Below are 21,137 nucleotides of genomic sequence, written 5' to 3'. Positions count from 1 at the left end.
TCATTCCTCCTCAAATGAATTAATAATTTTTTCCGTCATTAGCTTTTTACAATCTTTCATTGTATTCGAAAAAATTAATTGCATTTCCATATAATCGAATTTAGAAAAGTCATTTTCAAAAAGTGTAAAAAGTAAATCAGCTTTTTCTTCGCTTTTCAGCAGTTCTATAAGATTGCTAAGAATCATGTCAGCCCTTGAATTATCATAACGCCCAAGCGTTTCTAAATGATTATCAACTAATTGTAAAAATAATTTCCTTTTCCTTTCAATTTGTTCGAATTTTTTACTGTAATAACCAGAATTAATTTTCCATGACAGTTCTTTATCTAGTTTTACAGCCAATTCTAATTCAGCTTGCTTTTCCTCTTTTGAATGTATTCCATAATAATTCAGCATTCTTTCGGCATTTTCCTTATTTAAACCTAGTTCTAGCAATATCTGTAAACATGTATCAAATGAAGGGTTTTTAATTAATTCACGTTCCAGCTGAGATACATAAGTGACTGCTTTCCCTACTTTTTGTGATAATTCTTTTGATGGAATCCCAACATGTTTTCTTAGCTTTTTCAATTCTTGCCCAAAGCTAGTTTCATTCATTTTTTTCTCACTCCTTTGATGTTGCAATTGAATTGTAGCATAAAGGTAGCATATAAGTCAAGTTAAAAAGTAGCATGATATTGACAATATGCTACTAACATGCTACAATGTGTTTACTCGTTAGAAAAGGGGGTGTTACCAAATGAAAAAAGAAACAAATTTTGAATTGTTTTTAGATAAGCTTTCAACCATTGTTATAGACCTACTTCCTAAAAATGAATCAGTTAAACAAAGTGAAACAAAAGAAAAGCCTGTAAAAGAAATTGAGGTAGCATAAGGTAATATAAGTAGCATGGATTTCTTATAACATACAGAAATCTTTATTAAATTCAAGAAAGGAGCATTGACCATGTTTGATACAGTAAAAATGAAGTTGGTAAACATACATATTGAAAAAGAAGTATTTGAAAATATAGGAAATGTAAAAACAACAACATATTACGATAGGGAAACAGGCGTATTAAATGACCGATACATGCTAGAACAGGATGAAATTCCATACATAGTTTATTACTCCAATACCAAAAGCCTAATAATCCAGTTATCTATTCCGAAATTTTTATATGGACAAAATGTACATGTGATTAATAAAAGCGATATAAACACCTTTTGGGAAAGGCTTGAACAGAAGTTAAAGGAGTTATTTGGAATTATTGTGGAAAGGTCAAAATGGATTGTACAAAGAATTGACGTTTGCTGGAATTTTAAAGTAGGAAACAAAGTGAGCGATTACATAAAATACTTAGGTACAAAGAAGTTACCTTACAAAAGTACATACTGTATTAATCAAAGTGAAACTGTGATTTATAAAAATAAGAGTAGTAGAATCATGTTTTATGATAAACAGAAGGAGTGCAAGGTAAATAAACAACCTGAGGATATAATTTCAAGAGCAGAAGGCATATTAAGAATGGAAATTAGTCCATCATATAAAAACATACAGGAAATATACGCAGATAGGAAAGCAATAGAAGTATTAACCGTTTATTTTTTTAAAATAATTACTCAAAAAGTAATGGAGCAAATTTCATTTAATGAATCAGGGGTAAATATTATGAATCTTTCTTATGAATGGTTGTCGAATCAGAAGATAAATAGAGTTGAAACAGTCATAGGATTTAATACTATAAATAATTATCTTGGAGATACAATAACTAAAGAAATTTATGGGTCAACCTATTACGCAAGAAAAAAATGGGTTGAGGAAATTGAATTTCTAAAACTAAATCAGTTATCTGACTTGGTAATTGATTATAAAAGTATAGAATAAAAGAAATATTTTATACAAATGGACAAAAACATAAAATAGTGATGTAGCCACGAAATCTCTATTAAATATTCCACGTATGAAACATAAGAAAATCCTCTCAAATAACATACTTTTGAAGTGTGAACAAATTCAAAACGTTATCTTAAACATAAAAGGTTAAAAAAGACTAATAGGTAACTATGGAAACAATAAGTTTAATCAAACCAAAAAGTCCTCATTACAGGGGATTTTTTGGTGAAACTAGTGTTTCACTCCCACAATATGTTAAATATCTATTACGTGCAAATATATCCAAAAACCTGTCAATTAAGATATTTTTACGTGTGAATGGTCGTATGGCTTTTTCAACTAAAAAGTGGTTGTTGAAGAAAGAGAATTAATACTATTTACGGTTAAGTAGTAATTATAATTTGTTGGAATTGGATATTAAACTTAGAGGTTTGATATACTGCACATATCAACAGCTCAATTTGATAAGGGGTTTTTAAAGTGGATATTATTCAGTTGAAAAAAATAGTTAAAGACATGCCAGAACGAGAGGTACGGTCATACCTCTTTCATATTCTTCTTAGAATTGATATGTTGGATGATAAGGAATATTCATTGGTTGATTTTTCAGATGACCTCAAAGAAATTTATAACGATATTCTTAATCCAGAAGAACCTAAAGAAACAATTACATTCGATAAAGGTAATTACAAAAAAGTCCATGTAATTTTTGGATACTCGTATTTAAGGCAAGTATTAAAGGAATTGAATGTTCTGGAAGAAGATTTTATTATTACATTTTTCGATAATTTTGCTGTTGCTCCAATAAGAAATTTAGAAACAGAAAATGGTCAAAAAGAAAGATTTGATTGGATAAAAAACAATTTTCATGATGAAGAAACAGAAGTTTATGTAGATTATCTTCAGAAAGCACTTACTCAATTATCGTCTATTCCAGAAAATGTTCCAATTAATATATGGGTTTCAGAAAATGCACATGAACAAACAGGTCTTCTTTTTACAATGCACTTGTTAAGCGATAGAAAAAACAACATCTATCAAGTTGATACTGGGAAATTATACAAAGAGTTATTTAAGAAAAAGTCTAAAAAGTTTGCTCCACTTTTTTCAGGCGAAATAACCTTAGAAGAATTGCAAACCATTTACAAATATAGTAAAGAGAATCAAAAGATTTTAAGCAACTTAGAGCCTGCAGAATTTAAAAAACATTGGTTAAGTCTTTCAGAAAACTCTGGTATGTTGAGAATATGGGAAAATGGTGAAATTAAGAATGTTTCTGAAGACTATTATGACAATTTTATAATTGAAAAAGCCAAGAAGGTAATAGGTAAGAAAAAAGGATTTATTAAATCGGCAAGGTTAATTGGGGAAGTATATGGACACATTTTTCAATATATAGGAGATGGATTTCTGGAATATAGGCTTAGAAAATTAATCGAAAAAGGAATCTTTGAATACGAAGGTAGTTTAGAAGCAATGGCATATTACAGTATTAAATTTAGTAAAAATGGTGAACCAGAAAAATCTAGCTAACCATATACTAAGAATGGGTACTTTACTTTAACAGCAAATGGACTGTTTCGGCAGTATTTGATTATAGTTATTTAACTATTACGTGTGCATTACCTTCAACAATGGGGTAATGCTGTTTTGTTGGATTGATTGGGTAAGAGTTGAATGTTTCCTTATTACCGATAGACTACACATAAACGGTAATGAACATATGAAAACCGAAATCCAATAGTATCAAGGGTTTAGTGATATAGTTTTATTACTGTTTGACTATTACCGTAATTAACAGTAAAATATAATTAAAGATAACGGTAATGGAGTGGATTAAATTGAAAACTGTCGGATACATACGTGTTAGTAGTGAAGGTCAAAACATCGCTCGCCAAAAGAAGTCTTTGAAGGAAGCAGGATGTAAAGAGTTTTATATTGAGAAGCTTAGTGGTGCTTCAATGGAACGACCCGAACTACAAAGAATGTTAGATGAACTTGAAGCGGGTGATACGGTAATCATTCATGAAATAAGTCGCTTATCTCGTTCTACAAAAGACCTTCTAACAATTGTAGAAATCATCCAGAGTAAAGGAGCTGGATTAAAATCCATAACAGATAAATGGTTGGACTTATCTGATGACAATCCTATGAGCGAATTTCTTTTTACTATTTTTTCTGGTCTAGCACAGTTTGAACGTAAAATGATTAAGCAAAGACAGAAGGAAGGAATAGAGATTGCCAAAAGTCAAGGCAAATTCAAAGGGAGAAAAACAAAGTTAGTTGAAGGTGGCAAAGAAGAGCAAAGAATGAAAGCAATAATTGAAGCTTATAAGCAAGGGAAGTCCATTAATGATATTCGTACAACGTTTAAGGTAGGTACAGGTACGATTTATAGATTGTTGGATAGAGAAGGTATTAAGTGAGAAATAAGGCACTTAAAAGAGTGTCTTTCGTTCTTATGGGGGGATGGTTTTCACCTAAAACAACACTTATCTATTTCATATGTGTAATAGCACTTCAACTCCCACAAGTTGATTTAAAATAAAAATCCCCATATTTAGTGGGGATAATGGTTAAATTGATATAAATACTTTATGTTCAAAATTAACTATGTTCTTTGGTGATATTCGCTGAACCGTATCATAAATAATAGTAAAGTTGCTCAATATGACATTAAACCAAATCAAAATTGATTTGGTTCTTTTTGTTATTTGTAAAACGGTCATATAATCATACTCTCAATTACGAGATAATCCCTAAGCAGGATGTTTCATTAAAATACAGAATCTTTAACAAAGGCAGTTATTAATGGAATTCAAGGGGGATATAACAGTGAAACGAACGGACCTGCTTCTAAATGTACTGGATTCAACATTCGATCAAGAAAGCTGGTATGCACCGTTTATACACGCTATAGAAGGACTTACAGCTGAAGAGGCTAATTGGAAACCATCTGGTGAGGCGACAAAAAGTATTTGGGAGAACGTTAATCATCTTATCTATTACAAAGAAAGACTGGCTGCAAAATTGGAAGGCATTGAATGGACAAATAATCTCGACGGTGATGAAACTTTTCACCTTACCCATCCATCTCTTGATGATCATGAATGGAAAGTAGTGGTGGAACGTTCTGTAAGTGCCCAACGTAATTTAAGACGGGTGTTGAGTACAATTTCCGACTCAGAGCTCGACAACGATTCTCTGGAAAGAAAATTACTGGATATCATGCTTCATGATGCTTATCATACAGGTCAAATTATTCAATTAAGAAAAATGCAGGGCTCATGGCCTTCAAAAAGGTAATTAGATAACCCAATAACATTTATGAAAAGCAAGCCACTCAAGCTAATTTTGAGTGGCTTTAATTTCTACGGTCGCAGAATTGAGTTTTACAAAGAATCGTCTCTTTGCTTACTTAATCTTGAGATAAATAAATCCAATTTTTCTCATCAAATTCTTTAATAATATAATTTGAACCAATATTTTGTAAGATCTTATTGAAAGACTCTATATTATCGTCATGATCATACAAGTCTTCTTGAATATATTCTTTAATAATGAAATTCGTCAAATTTGTATGATTCACAAAATCCGAAAAGTACGTTCTCAAAGTAAATGAATCTTCTTCTGTTAAAGCTTCATCGTTAACTAATGAAATTCTTAAAACATTTAAAGTCTTATTTATGTCTTCTTCGTCCATATAACATAAAGGATCCATTTTCTTGTCTTCTTCAGTAAAAGGATTTCTAGTATCCTCGATTACTACATAAGCTAGAATATTTCCGTTTTTTAGTACATGAAAGATTTCTAAATCACGTAATCTTAATATTCTATGAAGTGATATCATCATTTTCTCCCGCCCCTACTACATGTTTTATCATGACTTTAAAGCATGTTCGTGATTTTGGAAAGTACGGGGACGATCTTCTCTAATGAATCATTTATGGTATCTAATTCTAAGTTAGAAACGTGCACTAGTATCTGTAAAAAAGTTCAATAGTCATACATATATGGTTTATGTTTCCATATTTGAGGGAAATGGAATGTCGAAACGGAACTAATACAATTGAACTAACTGGGAGGATTTTTGAATGATTAGAAAAGGAAGTTTACTAGTTTTAACGGGTATGCTGATGGCAGTCACAGCAGGATGCGGCGGCTCTGGGGAGAAGGCAAATGCCGGCAGCGGTAAGAGCAAGGAGTTGGATGTGTCAGTGGCGGATGCTTCATACATATTGACAGGTGAGGATGACGGCGTATCGGAGAAGGATACGGGTGTCCTGATGGTCAACTTAAAGGTAAAGAACAACTCAGACTCAGCTTTTACCATTTCTTCAATGGATGGAATCAAGCTATACCAAGGGGAAAAGGAGCTGAGCCCGAAAAGAGATGTCTATTCTTCTGATTTGGGACTGGAGCCAGATATGCCAGGGAGCATCGGAGCCGACAAAGAAAAGACTATCCCTGCTTTTTTTGAAGTAGAAAAGGGAGAGACATATGAAATTGGGATCAAACCTCGTTCCGAGAATTATGAAGATAAGCTAAAGGAAGTTACACTGAAACTGGATACAGAAAAATATGCAGACAGTCTGGATCTGATGGAGGATCCTGCGAAAGCTTTGACAGCCTATATCGAGACCATTTATCTGGATAAGGAAAATCCGGATTTTGAAAAGCATGTCTCCGCTGATAAGCGGGCACTTCAGGAAGAAGCAAAATCAAGCTTCAACGACGGCCTGAAAAGTAACGTATATAATTCCATTCCTGCTCAAGAAGTGGACAAGCACTATACCAGCTACAAATCCGTACTTGCTGAAAAGGCAAAACTTAAAGCTGAGCCAAAGGCATATGCCAATGACAGGGCGGTCGTTACGCTTGAATATTCCACAGTGCCTTTAGATGATTCATATGAAACCATGTCTGATTTACAAAGCGAATATAAGGAAAAAACCAATGACTATGACTCCAAGAAAGCTCAGAGTTATGCCTTGGAGAAGTTCGATGCTGTGCTGAATTCATTGGATGTCCAGCAAGGAAGAGACCCATTGGAAATTAAAATGATTAAGAAGGATGACAAGTGGTCGGTTGATACAGAAGATTACAATAGTGAAAGGATTGTGGAAGTATTTGCATCAGGGTCCCGCTGACAAAAGGAGCAGGGTATCTTCTGCAAATCTCCTTTACAACAAGTAACCATTCATGAATAAGTCGCATATGCGGCTTATTTTTTTGCCTTCTCTAGATAGGAATATATTAAGGTGAAAAAAATCATTTTAAAAAAGAAGCACAAAAAACCAATCAATGGTCCTCGGTACTTCCTTAAAAATTCCTCAAGACATCCGCAGCTTCTCCCTCCTGCTGATGTCTTTTTCTTTTTGATCCAACCGATAACTCACAAAAGTCAGCACACTCGCGGCAATTGCGACCAGTCCCCCAACCCAGGTCACATTCATCAAGTCCCCTTGATGGTAAACGAGTCCGCCTAATGCGGAACCAAAAGCGATCCCGACATTGCTAGCAACGGGCATTAATGAGGCGGCAAGGCCTGTTGCTTTCGGCTGGTAGATCCCGGCAAGGTCGATTAGATAGAGCTGGGTGGATGTTGTTAACAGGATGGCCATTAGGGACATCAGGCCGATGTTGATCAATCCGATAATAAGATCGTTTGTCGTCCAGTATAGAGCGATAAGGACAATGGCTTGGACGAGAAAAACGAACCGGAGTCTTCCAATCGCGTTGTGGCTGGCGATTTTGCCGGCAAGGATGTTGCTGAAGATCGAGATGAATCCATAGCCGAACAGGATGAGACTGATGGACTGGCTTGGCGCTGCCATTTCGTTCAGGAGCGGCACGAGGTATGTGAATACAACATACGTTGCTCCGAATCCAAGAGATGGGATGAAAAAGGCCATTAGGATTCTCGGGTGTGTTAATAAAGAGAATTGATCCCTTATTGAGCTGCGGGCTTGATTTTGCAGCTCGGGCAGGATGAAAAAGGCTGCTATAAAGGCAAGTCCTCCAAGAAAAGTGGTTAGCAGGAAGGTTGCATTCCAGTTATACGAATCCGCAATGACCGTTCCGATTGGAACGCCCACTACGTTTGCGAGCGTAAAACCGCCGAAAACAAATGAGATAGCCAGGCTGCGTTTTGCAGCCGGCATGGTGTCACTGGCCACCATCATGGCAAGGGAGATCAAAACGCCTGTTACAATCGCAGTCAGCATTCGAAGTACGAGGAGCAGAATATAGCTTGACGATATAACGCACAAGGCATTCAGAATGATGAACGCTCCAATTAAAAACAGCATCCATTTTCGTTTTGGAAAATGGCTTGTTGCGGACATGACGAGTGGTGTTGCAATGGCAAATGTCATCGCAAAAGCAGAAACAAGTGTGCCTGCTGCTGAATTGGTTATATGAAGGCTCGACGAAATATCGGTCAGGATTCCGACGATTACAAATTCGCTCGTGCCGAGTACGAATGTTAATAAAGCGAGTGTGAAGATGAGCAGCCAATGCCGCCTGGTCAATTCTGCGGTGTTCATAAGTACCTCTTTTCTTGGATGAATAAAAACGTATTCCATAAACAATTTAATCATCATACCATAAACCGTTTTTATAGTTCAAAAAAATGGAGCCTGTCCCTCCTCGACATACTGCAGTGAGACAGGTCATTATTGAAATTTCTTTACGCTTAAAGCCACCAGCAGGGATGGGCTTTGTTCTTATGGAATAATGATAGAAACTGTCTCAAATAGAAAAGGAGGAATGATTATGCTGTTTATGCTGATTGTCAAAGCCTCGAAGAACTCGGAAGCCGGAAATCTCCCGAGCTCAGAGCTTATGGAAGCTATGACGAGATACAATGAGGAATTAGTTAATGCAGGCGTGCGGGTAATGGCTAAAGGACTTCATCCAAGTTCAAATGGAATCCGCCTTTCTTTTTCTAAACAAGGGGAAGAACCTCTGATGACAGAGGGTCCATTTACGGAAACGCAAGATTTGATTGCCGGTTTCATCCTAATTGATGTGAAGTCAAGGGAAGATGCCATAGAGTGGGCTCTCCGGATGCCGGACCCGCAGGGATTTGGTGAAGGCCAGATTGAAATGCGTCAAGTATCTGAGGCATAGGGGCAATCATTCATGCAATGCACGGCGATTTAAAAATAAACCCTTCCAATAGTAACAACATATGTAAAAAATTGCTATAATGGTTTTTGTAATAGCACTATAGGCATATACATACTCAATGACTGTGAAGGGGAGCGAAATAATGGCTGATCACAATGAGAGCCCGTTATTGATGGGTGATGAAAAGAGCCCAAAGATCAAGGTGGAAAGAAAAGAAGGAGAACCGACAGCTGCTTTTAAAGGGGCGAGCTGGGCTGCTTTGGTCGTGGGAGTTGCTGCTTATCTGATTGGCTTATTTAATGCCGGCATGGAGCTGAATGAGAAGGGGTATTACTTTGCTGTGCTGGTATTTGGATTGTATGCAGCTGTGTCCCTGCAAAAAGCGGTAAGGGATAAGGACGAGGATATTCCGGTTTCGGGGATCTATTACGGGCTTAGCTGGTTTGCGGTGATTGTAGCGATCGCCTTGATGGCAATCGGACTTTATAATGCCGGGAGTATTGTTTTGAGTGAAAAAGGGTTTTACGGTATGGCGTTTGTACTTAGTTTGTTTGCGGCCATTACGATTCAGAAAAACATTCGGGATACGCAGGTTGCTAGAGGAAGAGATTAATAATACGGGGGTGTTGCTGCTTGCAGTAATGCCCTTTTTTTATTTAGCTAGATTAGCATCGAAAAAAATTCAGTTTTCGTGGAGGAATCATTCATTTGTGAAGAAGGACCCCTGAATAGTTTCTCATATTCAGTTATCATAGACTCGTAGACTCATTGTCGAATTCAGCAGATGAAATACTAAACAGTAGGTGAGATAACTTGAAGAAAAGAATAAGGGCAGGATTTTGGTTAGGTGCGATCCCGTTTTTAATGGTAGCGGGCTGTTCTGAGGCAGCTACTTCACAAGAAACGATGCCGGAGATGAACGAGGAGTCGAAATTAACCTCAAAGGATCCGTACTATGACACAGAAAGCATAGCAAGTTCTCCGAGGTTTGCCTTGAGCGCGAATTATAAGGAGATCGAGCCTTCCAAAAAGGCGAAGCCGCTGGAAACGAATTATACCAAGGAACAGCTGGCTAAGATTACAGTAGCAGAAGCCCATGGAGGCAGCAGGGAGAGAAGCGTGCCTTTAGGTCAGACCCTGCATAAGGATGTAGCGGATCAGACAGAGGGACCGCTTAAGGACTCGCGGATCGTTGCCTTTTATGGAAATCCAAATTCCATTAATATGGGGATACTGGGAGAACATAGCCCGGAGGATTTAATGGATAAGCTGATGAAGCAAACTCGCGCTTATTCAGAGCTGGATCCTGAACGACCTGCGATTCCTGCGATTGAACTGATTACGACCATCGCTCAGCGCACCCCTGGGGATAAGGGGCTTTATGTCCACTATACGCCGGAGGCCGATATTGAGAAGTATGCGAAGCTCGCAGAAGAAAATAATGCGCTTCTTTTTTTAGATGTGCAGCTTGGCCGTGATTCTATTATGAATCAGGTGAAGGCCCTTGAAAAATATTTAAAAAAACCAAACATTCATTTAGCCATCGATACGGAGTTTCACGTGAAACAAGGGCAGGTCCCCGGAGAAAATCTGGGTCATGTAGATGGGAAAAATGTTCAGGAAGCAATCAAATATGTATCAAAACTTGCTGCTGAGAACGGACTTCCAGACAAAGTTGTCGTGGTCCATCAATTTGCGGATAAAATCATCAGCAACAAGAGCGCCATTCAACCGGCCGAAAATGTGGAGGTTGTGTTAAATAGTGACGGATTTGGAGCGCCATCGCTGAAAACATCAGGCTATCATCTGCTTGTGCAAAGCCAGCCCATTCAATACGGCGGATTCAAGCTGTTCTTTAAAAATGACAAACCGGTCATGACGCCAAAAGAGGTACTGGCGCTGGACCCGGCCCCGTCATTTATTAATTATCAATAAGTTCATGTACATAAAAAACGCAGCGGCATTTTGCCGCTGTGTTTTTTGGGGTTTCTAATAGCAAAAAAGCTTGTTCCCTGAAATCGCTATATCCCACTCTTCCCAAATTTTATTTTTCTAATAAAATATATTGCTAAGCAATTCCATTTTGTTACCCGTTCAAAAGAGTTATAATTTAGTAGATGTATTTGCTCTGAAAGGAGAAATAGTGATGAAATTATTTGCACTTGATATGGATGGAACGACATTATCATCCAGGAATGAGATCAGTCCTGAAAATATAGAAGCGATTAAGAAGGCCCAGAGCCTCGGGCATAAGGTGATGGTGTTGTCCGGCAGGGCGCCGGAGTCCATTCAAGAGGTTATGGGGCGGTATGGCCTGACGCTTCCGATCGGCGGAAGCAATGGAACGGCTGTATTTGCGGATGGAAAGCTTTTGGAGCTGACTTCGTTAACGGATTTGCAGAATCAAGTCATTGCGGAAGAAGCGGAGAAGGAAGCCATTCCTTTTAAAATTTACACGAATAAAGGCATTTATTTTCACCGGGAGTGGCCAGAGCGCTTAAAACACGTTCTTTCTTCAGGAGCTGTACCGGAGGAATATTATGTGGATGAGAACTTTGGCAAGATGACTCATATGCCGGATGAATCGAAAACATTTGATAGCATTCAGAGCCTGCTGATGGATCAGGAATTAAAGATTCAGAAGTTTTTTATGCTCGTTTTGGATCCCGTTCAAAAGAGCCGGTTATTGACGGCCGCGAAAGCCATTGAGGGGGGCTATGTCACGTCATCTTCTTCTTTTAATATTGAAGTGATGAACTTCAATGGAAATAAGGGAAACGGCCTGAAGATTATGGCCCGGTACTTCAATATTCCTCTTGAAGATACCATTGCAATTGGCGATCAGTTCAATGACGTGCCAATGTTCGAAGCAGCTGGATTCTCTGTTGCGATGGGCAACGCGGTTGATGAAATCAAAAGTAAGAGTGACTTTGTTACGTTAACGAACGATGAACATGGAGTGGCGCATGCTATTGAGCATGTTTTAAACGCAGGTAAGGTGCCGGAGGGTTTGGTATAAGGGACCGGATAAAGACAAAAAAACTCGTCAATGGATGACGAGTTTTTTTGTTGGAAAAATCAATTCTCTGGAAGCAGCACAATCTTTCCCGCTTTCCCGGAATTTTTAAAATAAACCTGCGCTTCCTTTGCCTCCTCAAGAGGGAACGTACGGTCAATGACCGGCTTGATTTTTCCTTCGGATATCGCGCGGAGCATCCGTCTGAACTCCTCTCTGGTCCCCAAGACGGAGCCGTAGAGGGTGATGTGTTTTAAGTAGAGCGTTCTGAGATCAAGTTCTGACTTTTGGCCGCCGGCGGATCCTGAGGTACAGAACTTCCCGCCATTCTTCAGAACTTCCAGGGAGGTGGAGAACAGGGGATCTCCGACAACGTCCAGGACAGCATCAATCGGACCGCCGTTCACTTCCTGGATTTCTTCAGCAAGGTTTCCGGATTTATAGGACAGTACATGTGAGGCACCTAATTCTTTCATTCTTTCTTCCAGTGCCAAATCGCCGACAATGGCGATGACCTTGGCTCCGAATACGCGGGAGGCGATTTGGACATTTAAGGAGCCTACTCCGCCGTTTGCCCCCGTGACCAATATGGTATCCCCTTGCTGAATCTGGATTTGCTCATTCATATGCCATGCCGTCAAGCCGCTGACGGAAAAAACCGCACTTTCCGTATAATCAGGAAGTGGCATTTCATAGCAAAGGTCTGCCGGCCACACCACATATTCCGCATAGCCGCCATCGTATTCAGAACCGACGAAGGACATGTCTTCTGAAATATGCTCGAGACCTGGTTCTCCACTGGAGGTAAAAGGAAAGAGGACAACGTCTTTTCCAATCATCGCATCATCCACCGCATGCCCCGCCTTCACGATTCTGCCTGCTATATCGGAACCCGGTATCCTGGGAAAGTTCACGCCTTCCGGCTTCCATCCTGATTTAGCTCCGGTTCCGTAAGCCCCTTCTCTCATCCAGATTTCCGTATTGTTAATGGCGCAGGCTTTCACCTGAACCAATACTTCATGGTCTTTCGGCTCCGGAATAGGCAGTTCGGCCAGCTCGAGCTTCTCTATACCGCCGTAACCGGTTACTTGGATTGCTTTCATTGAACGCTCTCCTTTCATCTATTGAGTTCGTATGTAAGGGAAGAAGTCGTGATTCAAGTCCATTATATATGGGAAGACCGTTTTTCTTATACGAAACTGCTTCAAGAGGGGTTAATAATAAAAAGGCTGGACCATAAGATGTCCCAGCCCTTACCCGTTAATGCATCATATTCCCCGGTGCTTTCGCATAGCTGTTCAGCATCGCATTCATGTCCTGCTGCATCAGCTGCGGAACCTGGTAGTAGCCATGCTTGTTTTGATAAAGGAAAATTTCGTAACTTAGCTCGATAAAGTTAGGAACACTGTCGGCGATGACGCGGCGCAGCACAGGATTGGTCATCTCCAGTGCTGTCATGGCCAAGAGGGTGGCCAATGATTTGGTGTTGCCGAGCATGTAAGCTGATAGCCCCTGATCGGAAAGCTCGGATACGGATTGGTTGGGCTTCTTCGGCTGGCCCGGCTTTATTCCGTAAACGGCATCGTTATTTTGCGTCATTTTATAGACCTGGGTTGAAACAGCCGGTTTTTGTCCCGTGGAAAAGGCTTCTACAATGGTATTGTACATCTGGGTAACAAATACAGACTGGCGTTGGGCAATGTCCTTCAGCTCTGGATCCTTCATATGCTGCTCGTACATTTGGTATTGATCTAGCATGCTAATGATTCCGGCGATGACTTCATGGGCATCAAACAGTTCATGCCCTCCATGGTCACTGGAATATGTAGAATTCGGCTGCATGTTGGGCATCTGCTGCTGACCGTTTTGATCCATGTTTTGGTTTTGCATGAGTTTCCCTCCTGTTTTTAAACATTCGGTTACTATCATGTCCCTGATGAAGGGATATATCCCGAATGTCCGCAGAGGTCTGGGCAATTTTATTCAAAAAAACTCCCGCAATGTTTTACGGGAGTCTCCTTTTCAAATAAATTAGCCGTTACTTACTTAACATCAAACCGATCCCCGTCCATCACTTTCACCCACGCTGCCACAAAATCACGGACAAATTTCTCTTTGTTGTCATCCTGTGCATACACTTCCGCGAGAGCGCGGAGCTCTGAGTTGGAGCCGAAGAGAAGGTCAAAGCGTGAAGCTGTACGGATGACTTCTCCCGTTTTGCGGTCGCGGCCTTCGTATTGGTTGAAGCCTATCGATTTCCACTCTGTGCGCATGTCGAGCAGGTTGATAAAGAAATCGTTCGTTAAGATGCCTGGACGGTCGGTGAACAGGCCGTGTTTGGTGCCGCCGTGATTGGTTCCGAGAACACGCATGCCGCCTAGCAGGACCGTCATTTCTGGAGCGGTTAAGCCGAGCAGCTGGGCTTTGTCGACGAGCATTTCCTCCGGACTGGTTGAGTATTCTTTCTTCTGGTAGTTGCGGAATCCGTCTGAGACGGGCTCTAATACATCGAAGGTTTCAGCATCGGTTTGCTCCTCTGTCGCATCGCCGCGTCCTGGCGTAAATGGCACGGTAACGTCGAAGCCTGCGTCTTTTGCGGCTTTTTCGATGGCTGCGCTGCCGCCGAGTACAATGAGATCCGCCAGGCTGACTCTCACAGTCAGCTTGCTTTGGATGTCTTCGTACACCCCAAGAACCTTTGCCAGCTGTTCCGGTTCATTGGCTTCCCAGTCCTTTTGGGGAGCCAGTCGGATCCGGGCGCCGTTTGCTCCGCCGCGCATATCGGTATGGCGGTAGGTGCTTGCTGAAGCCCAGGCAGTTTTCACAAGCTCGCTAACAGTCAGTCCTGAGCTGAGAATTCTATTTTTAAGTTCAGCCACTTCATCGTGAGACAGTTCATAATCCACTGCCGGAACGGGATCCTGCCAGATCAGCTCTTCAGCTGGAACCTCCGGGCCTAAGTACCTGACTTTAGGTCCCATGTCGCGGTGGAGAAGCTTGAACCATGCCCGTGCGAATGCATCGGCAAACTCTTCCGGATTTTCATAATAGCGTCGGGAGATCTTTTCGTATTCCGGGTCCATACGGAGGGCCATATCGGCCGTGGACATCATCGTTTTCACACGAATGGATGGATCCTCTGCATCCGGCGCCATATGCTCTTCCGCCATATCAACAGGCGTCCATTGATAGGCACCTGCCGCACTCTTCGTCAGCTCCCACTCATAGCTGAAAAGCAGGTCGAAGTAGCCGTTGTCCCACGTAGTCGGGTTCGTCGTCCAGGCGCCATCTACTCCGCTTGAAATCGTATCGCGCCCTTTTCCGCTTCCGTATGAGCTAAGCCAGCCTAAGCCTTGTGTTTCGAGATCCGCTGCTTCCGGATCGTCACCGACATGAGACGGATCGCCTGCACCGTGGGCCTTCCCGAATGTGTGGCCTCCGGCTATAAGGGCCACGGTCTCCTCGTCATTCATCGCCATCCGTCCGAAGGTATCGCGAATATCACGGGCACTTGCGAGCGGATCAGGCTTTCCATTTGGTCCCTCAGGATTCACATAGATGAGCCCCATTTGCACAGCAGCAAGCGGATCCTCAAGCTCGCGGTCGCCGGAATAACGGTTGTCCGCCAGCCATTCTTTTTCCGTACCCCAATACACGTCTTCCTCCGCATGCCAGATGTCTTTGCGGCCGCCTGCAAAACCAAACGTCTTTAACCCCATGGATTCAAGAGCCACGTTGCCGGTTAAGACAAGCAGGTCCGCCCAGGAAATTTTGTTTCCGTACTTTTGCTTAATAGGCCACAGCAAACGGCGGGCCTTATCAAGATTCACGTTATCCGGCCAGCTGTTCAGAGGGGCAAAGCGCTGGGATCCTGAACCGCCGCCTCCGCGTCCGTCCGCCGTACGATATGTACCTGCTGCATGCCAGGACATGCGGATAAAGAATGGACCGTAATGGCCATAATCAGCCGGCCACCAATCCTGGCTGTCTGTCATCAGCACATGAAGGTCCTTTTTCAGCGCATCGTAATCAAGCTTTAAGAACTCTTCACGGTAATCAAAGTCCTCTCCCATTGGATTGGATTTTTTGTCATGCTGGCGAAGAACGTTTAAATTCAGCTGATTTGGCCACCATTCCTTATTCGTCGTTCCCCGCGGAGCCTTTGACGTCGTAATCGCACTATCCTTGTGGTGAGTGACAGGACACTGTCCGGCAGACGTATGTTCCTTTTGATCAGGCTTATTGTTATTTTCCATTTACAACTCTCCTCCCAGTTTTGGACCATAAATTGCGAGATTAATAGTTGGACAATTAAGATAATTCTTACTTTATATTATAGTGGACAAAATCGGTAATTCAAAGCTAGAAGCGTTTGAGTGAAGTCTTTTAATAGAATGCCAGCCTGGAATTCTTTTGTATAGCATCTTAGGATTTGGTAAAATATTCTTGATGTAATAGGCAAGATTAGGAGGCTATGATGGTACGGTCTGAAATATTTAGGGAAGTATTTGAGCAGTCTCACGTTCCGCAAATTCTAACATCCTTAGATTTTGCAACTACGTTCGAGAACCAGGCTTTTTTCGATTTTTTAGGGTATACAAGAGAAGAATGGGCAACGAAGACTCTTAAAGATATTTCCCCTCAAGAGGATTATGAACGGGATCTGCACATGATGCGGGAGTTAATAGCCGGAAAAAGATCCAATTACCAGATAGAGAAATGCTATATTCATAAATCTGGCAAGCAATTACACGGGACACTGAACGTTTCTCTACTATCTGACCAGGACGATAATAAGCAATTTTTATATGTACAGGTAATCGATTCAACGGAAAAATATCTCATAAGCGACTCTCTAATAAAAAGTGAGAAAAAATACAGATTATTGGCGGAGCATTCATCCGACTTGATTATGATTCACGATGTTAATGGACGTTACCAATACATCTCGCCTTCGTTCAAAACCTTATTGGGCTATGAGCCTTGTGAGCTTATTGGATGCGATCCTTATGACTTCATTCATCCGGAGGATATACAAACAGTCAAAAACCATCATCTTCAAATCGTAACAAATAAACAAGCTATGCCCGTCGTTTCCTATAGAGTAAGAAGATCAGATGACTCCTATATTTGGGTTGATACAGAAATAAAGGCAGTTCTTGATGAAAATACGGGAGAACTCACCGAACTCATTTCGATATCTAGAGACGTACAGCAAAGAATTGAAACATATGAGCTGTTGAGAAAATCGGAAAGACTTGCGATTGTGGGGCAAATGGCCGCAGCGGTAGCCCATGAGATCCGCAACCCGCTTACACCAATTAAAGGGTTTATAACCTTATTGTCCAAGACTAAAGAATATAATCCAGCGTTTATTGAAGTCATCCTAACCGAAATAAAGAGGATTGAAACGATTATTACAGAGTTCTTATCTATGGCAAAGCCAAATAATCGAAAAATGGATACCATTCACATGGATCAGCTCGTTGAACAAGTCGTAAATCTCATGCAAACGGAAGCATCCATGGAAAATAAGCAGCTTACCCTGAAGCTTAAAACCGTTCCGCTGATCGTTGGGGATGAGAACTCTTTAAAACAAGTCCTCTTAAATGTAATAAGGAACGCTTTGGAGTCATTAGAAGAACAGGGAACCGTCTCTGTATTGGTATTAATAGAGGAGAAGTTTATTTGTATCAGAGTTCAGGATAATGGCTGCGGAATCTCGCAGGAAAGGCTGGCTAAAATAGGCGAACCCTTCTATTCAACGAAAGAAAAAGGCACCGGCCTAGGACTTATGACCAGCCTGAACATCATCGAAAACCATCATGGAAAATTGGATATTCAAAGTGAAGAAGGCGAAGGAACGACTGTGAAGATTTATCTTCCGCTGCCCTAAAGCAGCGAAACTAGTGAAATAGAGTTTGCTAAAAATAAATAAATAAAAGAGCCATTCTCATTGCAGAATGGCTCTTGCTGTATAAAGAATGTCAATTGTATTAATGAGCGGGACAGATAAGATCCCCGCATGAGAAAACCATTAGCAAAACCAGCCCCTTACTCATATCGTCGTAGGTTAATGCGGTTAGGTTTTTGTGAAACACAACCATATCAGAGCTACACTATGGAAGGGGCTAGTTATTAAAAGGATACCTTATAATACGTGAATTTAGACGTATCAGTAGAAAAATTTTTGTATCAACTGATTGTTTCCTATTTTTTCGTTCCTGATAGGGCTATGGAAAATCCAACCCCGATGAGCACGAGGCGCACCGGCTGCAGCCCGGTTTTTTTGTCATAGGCCAGCGAATAAATAAGGAAAGCCGTTACGATGGCTCCTATAAAGGCGACGAGTGCAAGTAGATACACAAACGATCCCGGTTCATCGGGAAAAACAAAAAGAAAACGGCGATCGCCACATCAGCTAGCAGAAAAATTCGGGCAGCGCAGAAGTTTGCCATGGTCTCTTCACGCAATGAAGTTTTCCAAAAACGAAACCGCGAATTAGTGTGGGAAATGATGAGGGAAAAAGAAATGGATGGAACGATTGCTTCCCGGTGATTGAATCCGAAGATGTATACATAGAATTTCCCTCCATATTTAAAAAGATTAAGAGAGTCAAACGGCCGTTTTAAGGGATGTAACGTATGTTTTTGCTCAACCGAGCCCATTATTCCGAAATTCCAACTTTTTAATTACTTCAAAATAGTTTATAATTATCAGATAATAGTTATTATAAATGAGGCAGAAAATGTTTGTTCCTGGGTGGGGTCCGGGGATGCGCGCTTTTTGGTGCATCCAGGCAGGAGTGCCTGCTCTTTTATACAACTTTAGGGGATGAGGAAGGTCATAATGAGCAGCATACGCAAAAAAACAGACGTTATTTTAATTGGTGCTGGAGTCATGAGTGCAACGCTTGGAGCGATGTTGAAAGAGTTAGCACCTGAATGGGAAATTAAAGTGTTTGAAAAGCTTGCAAAAGCAGGAGAGGAAAGCTCGAACGAATGGAACAACGCGGGTACGGGCCATTCTGCGCTTTGTGAGCTCAACTATACAACCGAAAAGCCGGACGGCTCAATCGATATTGGAAAAGCGATTAACATCAATGAACAGTTTCAGGTTTCAAGACAATTTTGGTCCTATCTTGTAGACCGCAATCTGATTCGTCAGCCGCAGGATTTTATCATGCCCATTCCTCATATGAGTTTGGTGCAGGGTGAGAAGGATATTGCTTTTCTGAAAAAACGTTTTAAAGCGCTGTCACAAAACCCTCTGTTCCAGGGAATGGAATATTCCGAGGATCGTGAACAGCTGAAGGAATGGATGCCGCTGATTATGGAAGGCCGTCCAGCGAATGAACGCTTGGCTGCAACTAAGATCGATTCCGGAACAGATGTGAACTTTGGTGCGCTGACCCGCATTCTGTTTGATCACCTGCAAAGTAAAAACGTGGAGCTTCACTATAAGCATAGTGTGAAGGATCTTAAACGCACGAGTGACGGACTTTGGGAAGTGAAAGTGCACAATATGGCAAGTGGGATAACGGAATACCACACATCGAAATTCGTCTTTATCGGCGGCGGGGGCGGAAGCTTGCCATTGCTTCAAAAAACCGGTATTCCTGAGTCGAAGCAAATTGGAGGATTCCCGGTAAGCGGACTGTTTTTAGTCTGCAGCAATCAGGAAGTAGTCGAGCAGCATCATGCAAAGGTTTATGGGAAGGCAAAGCTCGGAGCTCCTCCAATGTCTGTGCCGCACCTTGATACCCGTTATATAAATAACAAAAAATCCTTGCTGTTCGGACCGTTTGCCGGCTTCTCGCCGAAGTTCTTAAAAACGGGCTCTAATCTTGATTTAATCGGCTCCGTCAAACCGAATAATCTTTTCACCATGCTTGCAGCAGGAGTGAAAGAGATGGGATTGACGAAATATTTGATCCAGCAGGTGCTGCTGTCGAATGAAAAACGAATGGAAGAGCTGCGCGAGTTTATTCCAAATGCGAAAAGCGGGGATTGGCATGTCGTTGTAGCCGGACAGCGCGTTCAGGTAATCAAAGACACAGACGCCGGTAAAGGAACGCTGCAATTTGGTACGGAAGTGGTCAGTGCCGCAGATGGCTCGATTGCTGCATTGCTCGGTGCCTCCCCAGGTGCTTCTACCGCTGTTCAAGTCATGCTTGAAGTATTGGATCAATGCTTCCCAGAGCATATGGGTGAGTGGGAACCGAAAATTAAAGAAATGATTCCTTCATACGGCATGTCCCTGACCGACAATCCGGCCCTGTTTCAAGAAGTTTTTGCTTCAACCGCAGAGTCTCTTGGTTTAAGTAAAAAAAAACTGGTCCTCATTTAAAAGTAAGGATTGAAAGACAGAGAGATTACTAAATAATAAAGCCAGGTAAGCCCCGTTTGCTAAGGGAGGCTTATCTGGCTTTTTTCGTATTACCGATACTGTTTTCTCCGTACCCATATGGTCGCGGCCCATTTGTCTCCTGTAATGACGGGAGCGCCTCCGTGCAGCGTTAATTCATTGATCGCAGGATCCTGATAGAAGTATTCAAAGTATACAGCCATCCCTTTTTGCGGTGTGATGGAAAGCTTCAGATGAGGGAAGTATGTTTCGCCGCCTTCTTCGACATCGTTCAAGTACATAACGAGTGTGCTGATTCTTGGGTTATGGTTGGCTTTGGAAGACTTAAAATAGTCGAGGTGGGCTTTGTATTCCTCACCAGGCTTATAGTTTAGGATATGAAGCCCTTCTCCGTGATTCGCCGGGACATTCATAATCTGGGCCACCCGCTTTTCAATCCGGGCATCTACCCCGTTTTCTGTTTCCGGCAGGAACGCCCCGCTGCTTGTCCGAATGCCGCTTACTTCCCTCTCGGTTCCAATCTTGGAGCGGTTCATGTGCTCCTTTGAAAGCTGAATAAGTTCATCGCACTCTTCATGACTCAATACATTTCCCAATATCGCAATCATGGGCTCCTCAAACTTCGCAATGATGGAAATGTCACGGTCTTCGGTCACGATTTTATTCCCGCTATGATTAAATATGGATTGTTCCTTTAATTGCATTGCCAATTTTCATCAACCTCTTTATTTTAATTGGTAGAAA

19 protein-coding genes and 1 pseudogene are annotated in these 21,137 nt (G+C 41.5%); 12 read left to right on the top strand and 8 right to left on the bottom strand.

Features of this window, described 5'->3' with window-relative positions:
* Positions 1–597 carry a helix-turn-helix transcriptional regulator gene (locus WCV65_RS20825; RefSeq protein WP_338779135.1) on the bottom strand — a complete coding sequence of 199 codons (597 nt, stop codon included), beginning with the start codon at positions 595–597 and terminating at the stop codon, positions 1–3.
* Between the two features lie 142 nt (positions 598–739).
* Between WCV65_RS20825 and WCV65_RS20820 the strand changes: the two genes are divergently transcribed.
* The 5 genes from WCV65_RS20820 to WCV65_RS20800 all read left to right on the top strand — a co-directional run bounded on the left by WCV65_RS20820 (position 740) and on the right by WCV65_RS20800 (position 5,182).
* Complete coding sequence (locus WCV65_RS20820) at positions 740–874, top strand: hypothetical protein (RefSeq protein ID WP_338779133.1); 135 nt, start codon at positions 740–742, stop codon at positions 872–874.
* A gap of 72 nt (positions 875–946) precedes the next feature.
* The gene (locus WCV65_RS20815) at positions 947–1,867 is read left to right on the top strand and encodes a hypothetical protein (protein WP_338779131.1); all 921 of its coding nucleotides are present in this window, start codon (positions 947–949) and stop codon (positions 1,865–1,867) included.
* 489 nt (positions 1,868–2,356) lie between these two features.
* Positions 2,357–3,409: a DUF1835 domain-containing protein gene (locus tag WCV65_RS20810; protein WP_338779129.1), complete on the top strand. Its 1,053-nt coding sequence runs from the start codon at positions 2,357–2,359 to the stop codon at positions 3,407–3,409.
* Positions 3,410–3,717: 308 nt separating this feature from the next.
* The gene (locus WCV65_RS20805) at positions 3,718–4,302 is read left to right on the top strand and encodes a recombinase family protein (RefSeq protein WP_338779127.1); all 585 of its coding nucleotides are present in this window, start codon (positions 3,718–3,720) and stop codon (positions 4,300–4,302) included.
* Positions 4,303–4,711: 409 nt separating this feature from the next.
* Positions 4,712–5,182: a DinB family protein gene (locus WCV65_RS20800; protein WP_338779125.1), complete on the top strand. Its 471-nt coding sequence runs from the start codon at positions 4,712–4,714 to the stop codon at positions 5,180–5,182.
* Positions 5,183–5,294: 112 nt separating this feature from the next.
* Here the strand turns inward: WCV65_RS20800 and WCV65_RS20795 are convergent, their stop codons facing one another.
* Complete coding sequence (locus WCV65_RS20795) at positions 5,295–5,726, bottom strand: terpene synthase (protein WP_338782394.1); 432 nt, start codon at positions 5,724–5,726, stop codon at positions 5,295–5,297.
* 244 nt (positions 5,727–5,970) lie between these two features.
* On the opposite strand from WCV65_RS20795, the gene WCV65_RS20790 reads away from it, so the two are divergent.
* Positions 5,971–7,026 (top strand): DUF5105 domain-containing protein, encoded by a 1,056-nt coding sequence (locus tag WCV65_RS20790; protein WP_338779124.1) that lies wholly within the window; start codon positions 5,971–5,973, stop codon positions 7,024–7,026.
* Positions 7,027–7,209: 183 nt separating this feature from the next.
* On the opposite strand, the gene WCV65_RS20785 is transcribed toward WCV65_RS20790, so the two are convergent.
* Positions 7,210–8,424, bottom strand: a complete 1,215-nt coding sequence (locus WCV65_RS20785; protein WP_338779122.1) for an MFS transporter — start codon at positions 8,422–8,424, stop codon at positions 7,210–7,212.
* Positions 8,425–8,653: 229 nt separating this feature from the next.
* Between WCV65_RS20785 and WCV65_RS20780 the strand changes: the two genes are divergently transcribed.
* The 4 genes from WCV65_RS20780 (at position 8,654) to WCV65_RS20765 (ending at position 12,029) form a co-directional block, all read left to right on the top strand.
* Complete coding sequence (locus WCV65_RS20780) at positions 8,654–9,010, top strand: YciI family protein (protein WP_338779120.1); 357 nt, start codon at positions 8,654–8,656, stop codon at positions 9,008–9,010.
* Positions 9,011–9,152: 142 nt separating this feature from the next.
* The gene (gene yiaA, locus WCV65_RS20775; RefSeq protein WP_338779118.1) at positions 9,153–9,623 is read left to right on the top strand and encodes an inner membrane protein YiaA; all 471 of its coding nucleotides are present in this window, start codon (positions 9,153–9,155) and stop codon (positions 9,621–9,623) included.
* Positions 9,624–9,823: 200 nt separating this feature from the next.
* The gene (locus tag WCV65_RS20770) at positions 9,824–10,945 is read left to right on the top strand and encodes a hypothetical protein (protein WP_338779116.1); all 1,122 of its coding nucleotides are present in this window, start codon (positions 9,824–9,826) and stop codon (positions 10,943–10,945) included.
* A 211-nt stretch (positions 10,946–11,156) separates the two neighbouring features.
* The gene (locus tag WCV65_RS20765) at positions 11,157–12,029 is read left to right on the top strand and encodes a Cof-type HAD-IIB family hydrolase (protein ID WP_338779113.1); all 873 of its coding nucleotides are present in this window, start codon (positions 11,157–11,159) and stop codon (positions 12,027–12,029) included.
* A 59-nt stretch (positions 12,030–12,088) separates the two neighbouring features.
* Here the strand turns inward: WCV65_RS20765 and WCV65_RS20760 are convergent, their stop codons facing one another.
* The 3 genes from WCV65_RS20760 to katG form a co-directional block, all read right to left on the bottom strand.
* The gene (locus WCV65_RS20760; protein WP_338779111.1) at positions 12,089–13,129 is read right to left on the bottom strand and encodes a zinc-binding dehydrogenase; all 1,041 of its coding nucleotides are present in this window, start codon (positions 13,127–13,129) and stop codon (positions 12,089–12,091) included.
* A gap of 157 nt (positions 13,130–13,286) precedes the next feature.
* Positions 13,287–13,916 (bottom strand): spore coat protein, encoded by a 630-nt coding sequence (locus WCV65_RS20755; RefSeq protein WP_338779109.1) that lies wholly within the window; start codon positions 13,914–13,916, stop codon positions 13,287–13,289.
* A 152-nt stretch (positions 13,917–14,068) separates the two neighbouring features.
* Entirely contained in the window at positions 14,069–16,282 is a 2,214-nt protein-coding gene (gene katG / locus WCV65_RS20750; RefSeq protein ID WP_338779107.1) for a catalase/peroxidase HPI, read from the bottom strand.
* A gap of 221 nt (positions 16,283–16,503) precedes the next feature.
* Between katG and WCV65_RS20745 the strand changes: the two genes are divergently transcribed.
* Positions 16,504–17,922: a PAS domain S-box protein gene (locus WCV65_RS20745; RefSeq protein WP_338779105.1), complete on the top strand. Its 1,419-nt coding sequence runs from the start codon at positions 16,504–16,506 to the stop codon at positions 17,920–17,922.
* Between the two features lie 326 nt (positions 17,923–18,248).
* On the opposite strand, the pseudogene WCV65_RS20740 reads toward WCV65_RS20745, so the two are convergent.
* Positions 18,249–18,448, bottom strand: a pseudogene (locus WCV65_RS20740) (iron chelate uptake ABC transporter family permease subunit); the annotation flags it as partial.
* A 427-nt stretch (positions 18,449–18,875) separates the two neighbouring features.
* Here WCV65_RS20740 and WCV65_RS20735 point away from each other — a divergent pair.
* Entirely contained in the window at positions 18,876–20,375 is a 1,500-nt protein-coding gene (locus WCV65_RS20735; protein ID WP_338779104.1) for a malate:quinone oxidoreductase, read from the top strand.
* Between the two features lie 89 nt (positions 20,376–20,464).
* Here the strand turns inward: WCV65_RS20735 and WCV65_RS20730 are convergent, their stop codons facing one another.
* A complete protein-coding gene (locus tag WCV65_RS20730; RefSeq protein WP_035410618.1) occupies positions 20,465–21,097 on the bottom strand; it encodes a 2OG-Fe(II) oxygenase in 633 nt (210 codons plus the stop codon).
* Between the last annotated feature and the right edge of the window lie 40 nt (positions 21,098–21,137).

The organism is Metabacillus sp. FJAT-52054, assembly GCF_037201815.1.
GTDB classification, from domain to species: domain Bacteria; phylum Bacillota; class Bacilli; order Bacillales; family Bacillaceae; genus Metabacillus_B; species Metabacillus_B sediminis.
This window is presented reverse-complemented; position numbering and strand designations above follow the sequence as displayed.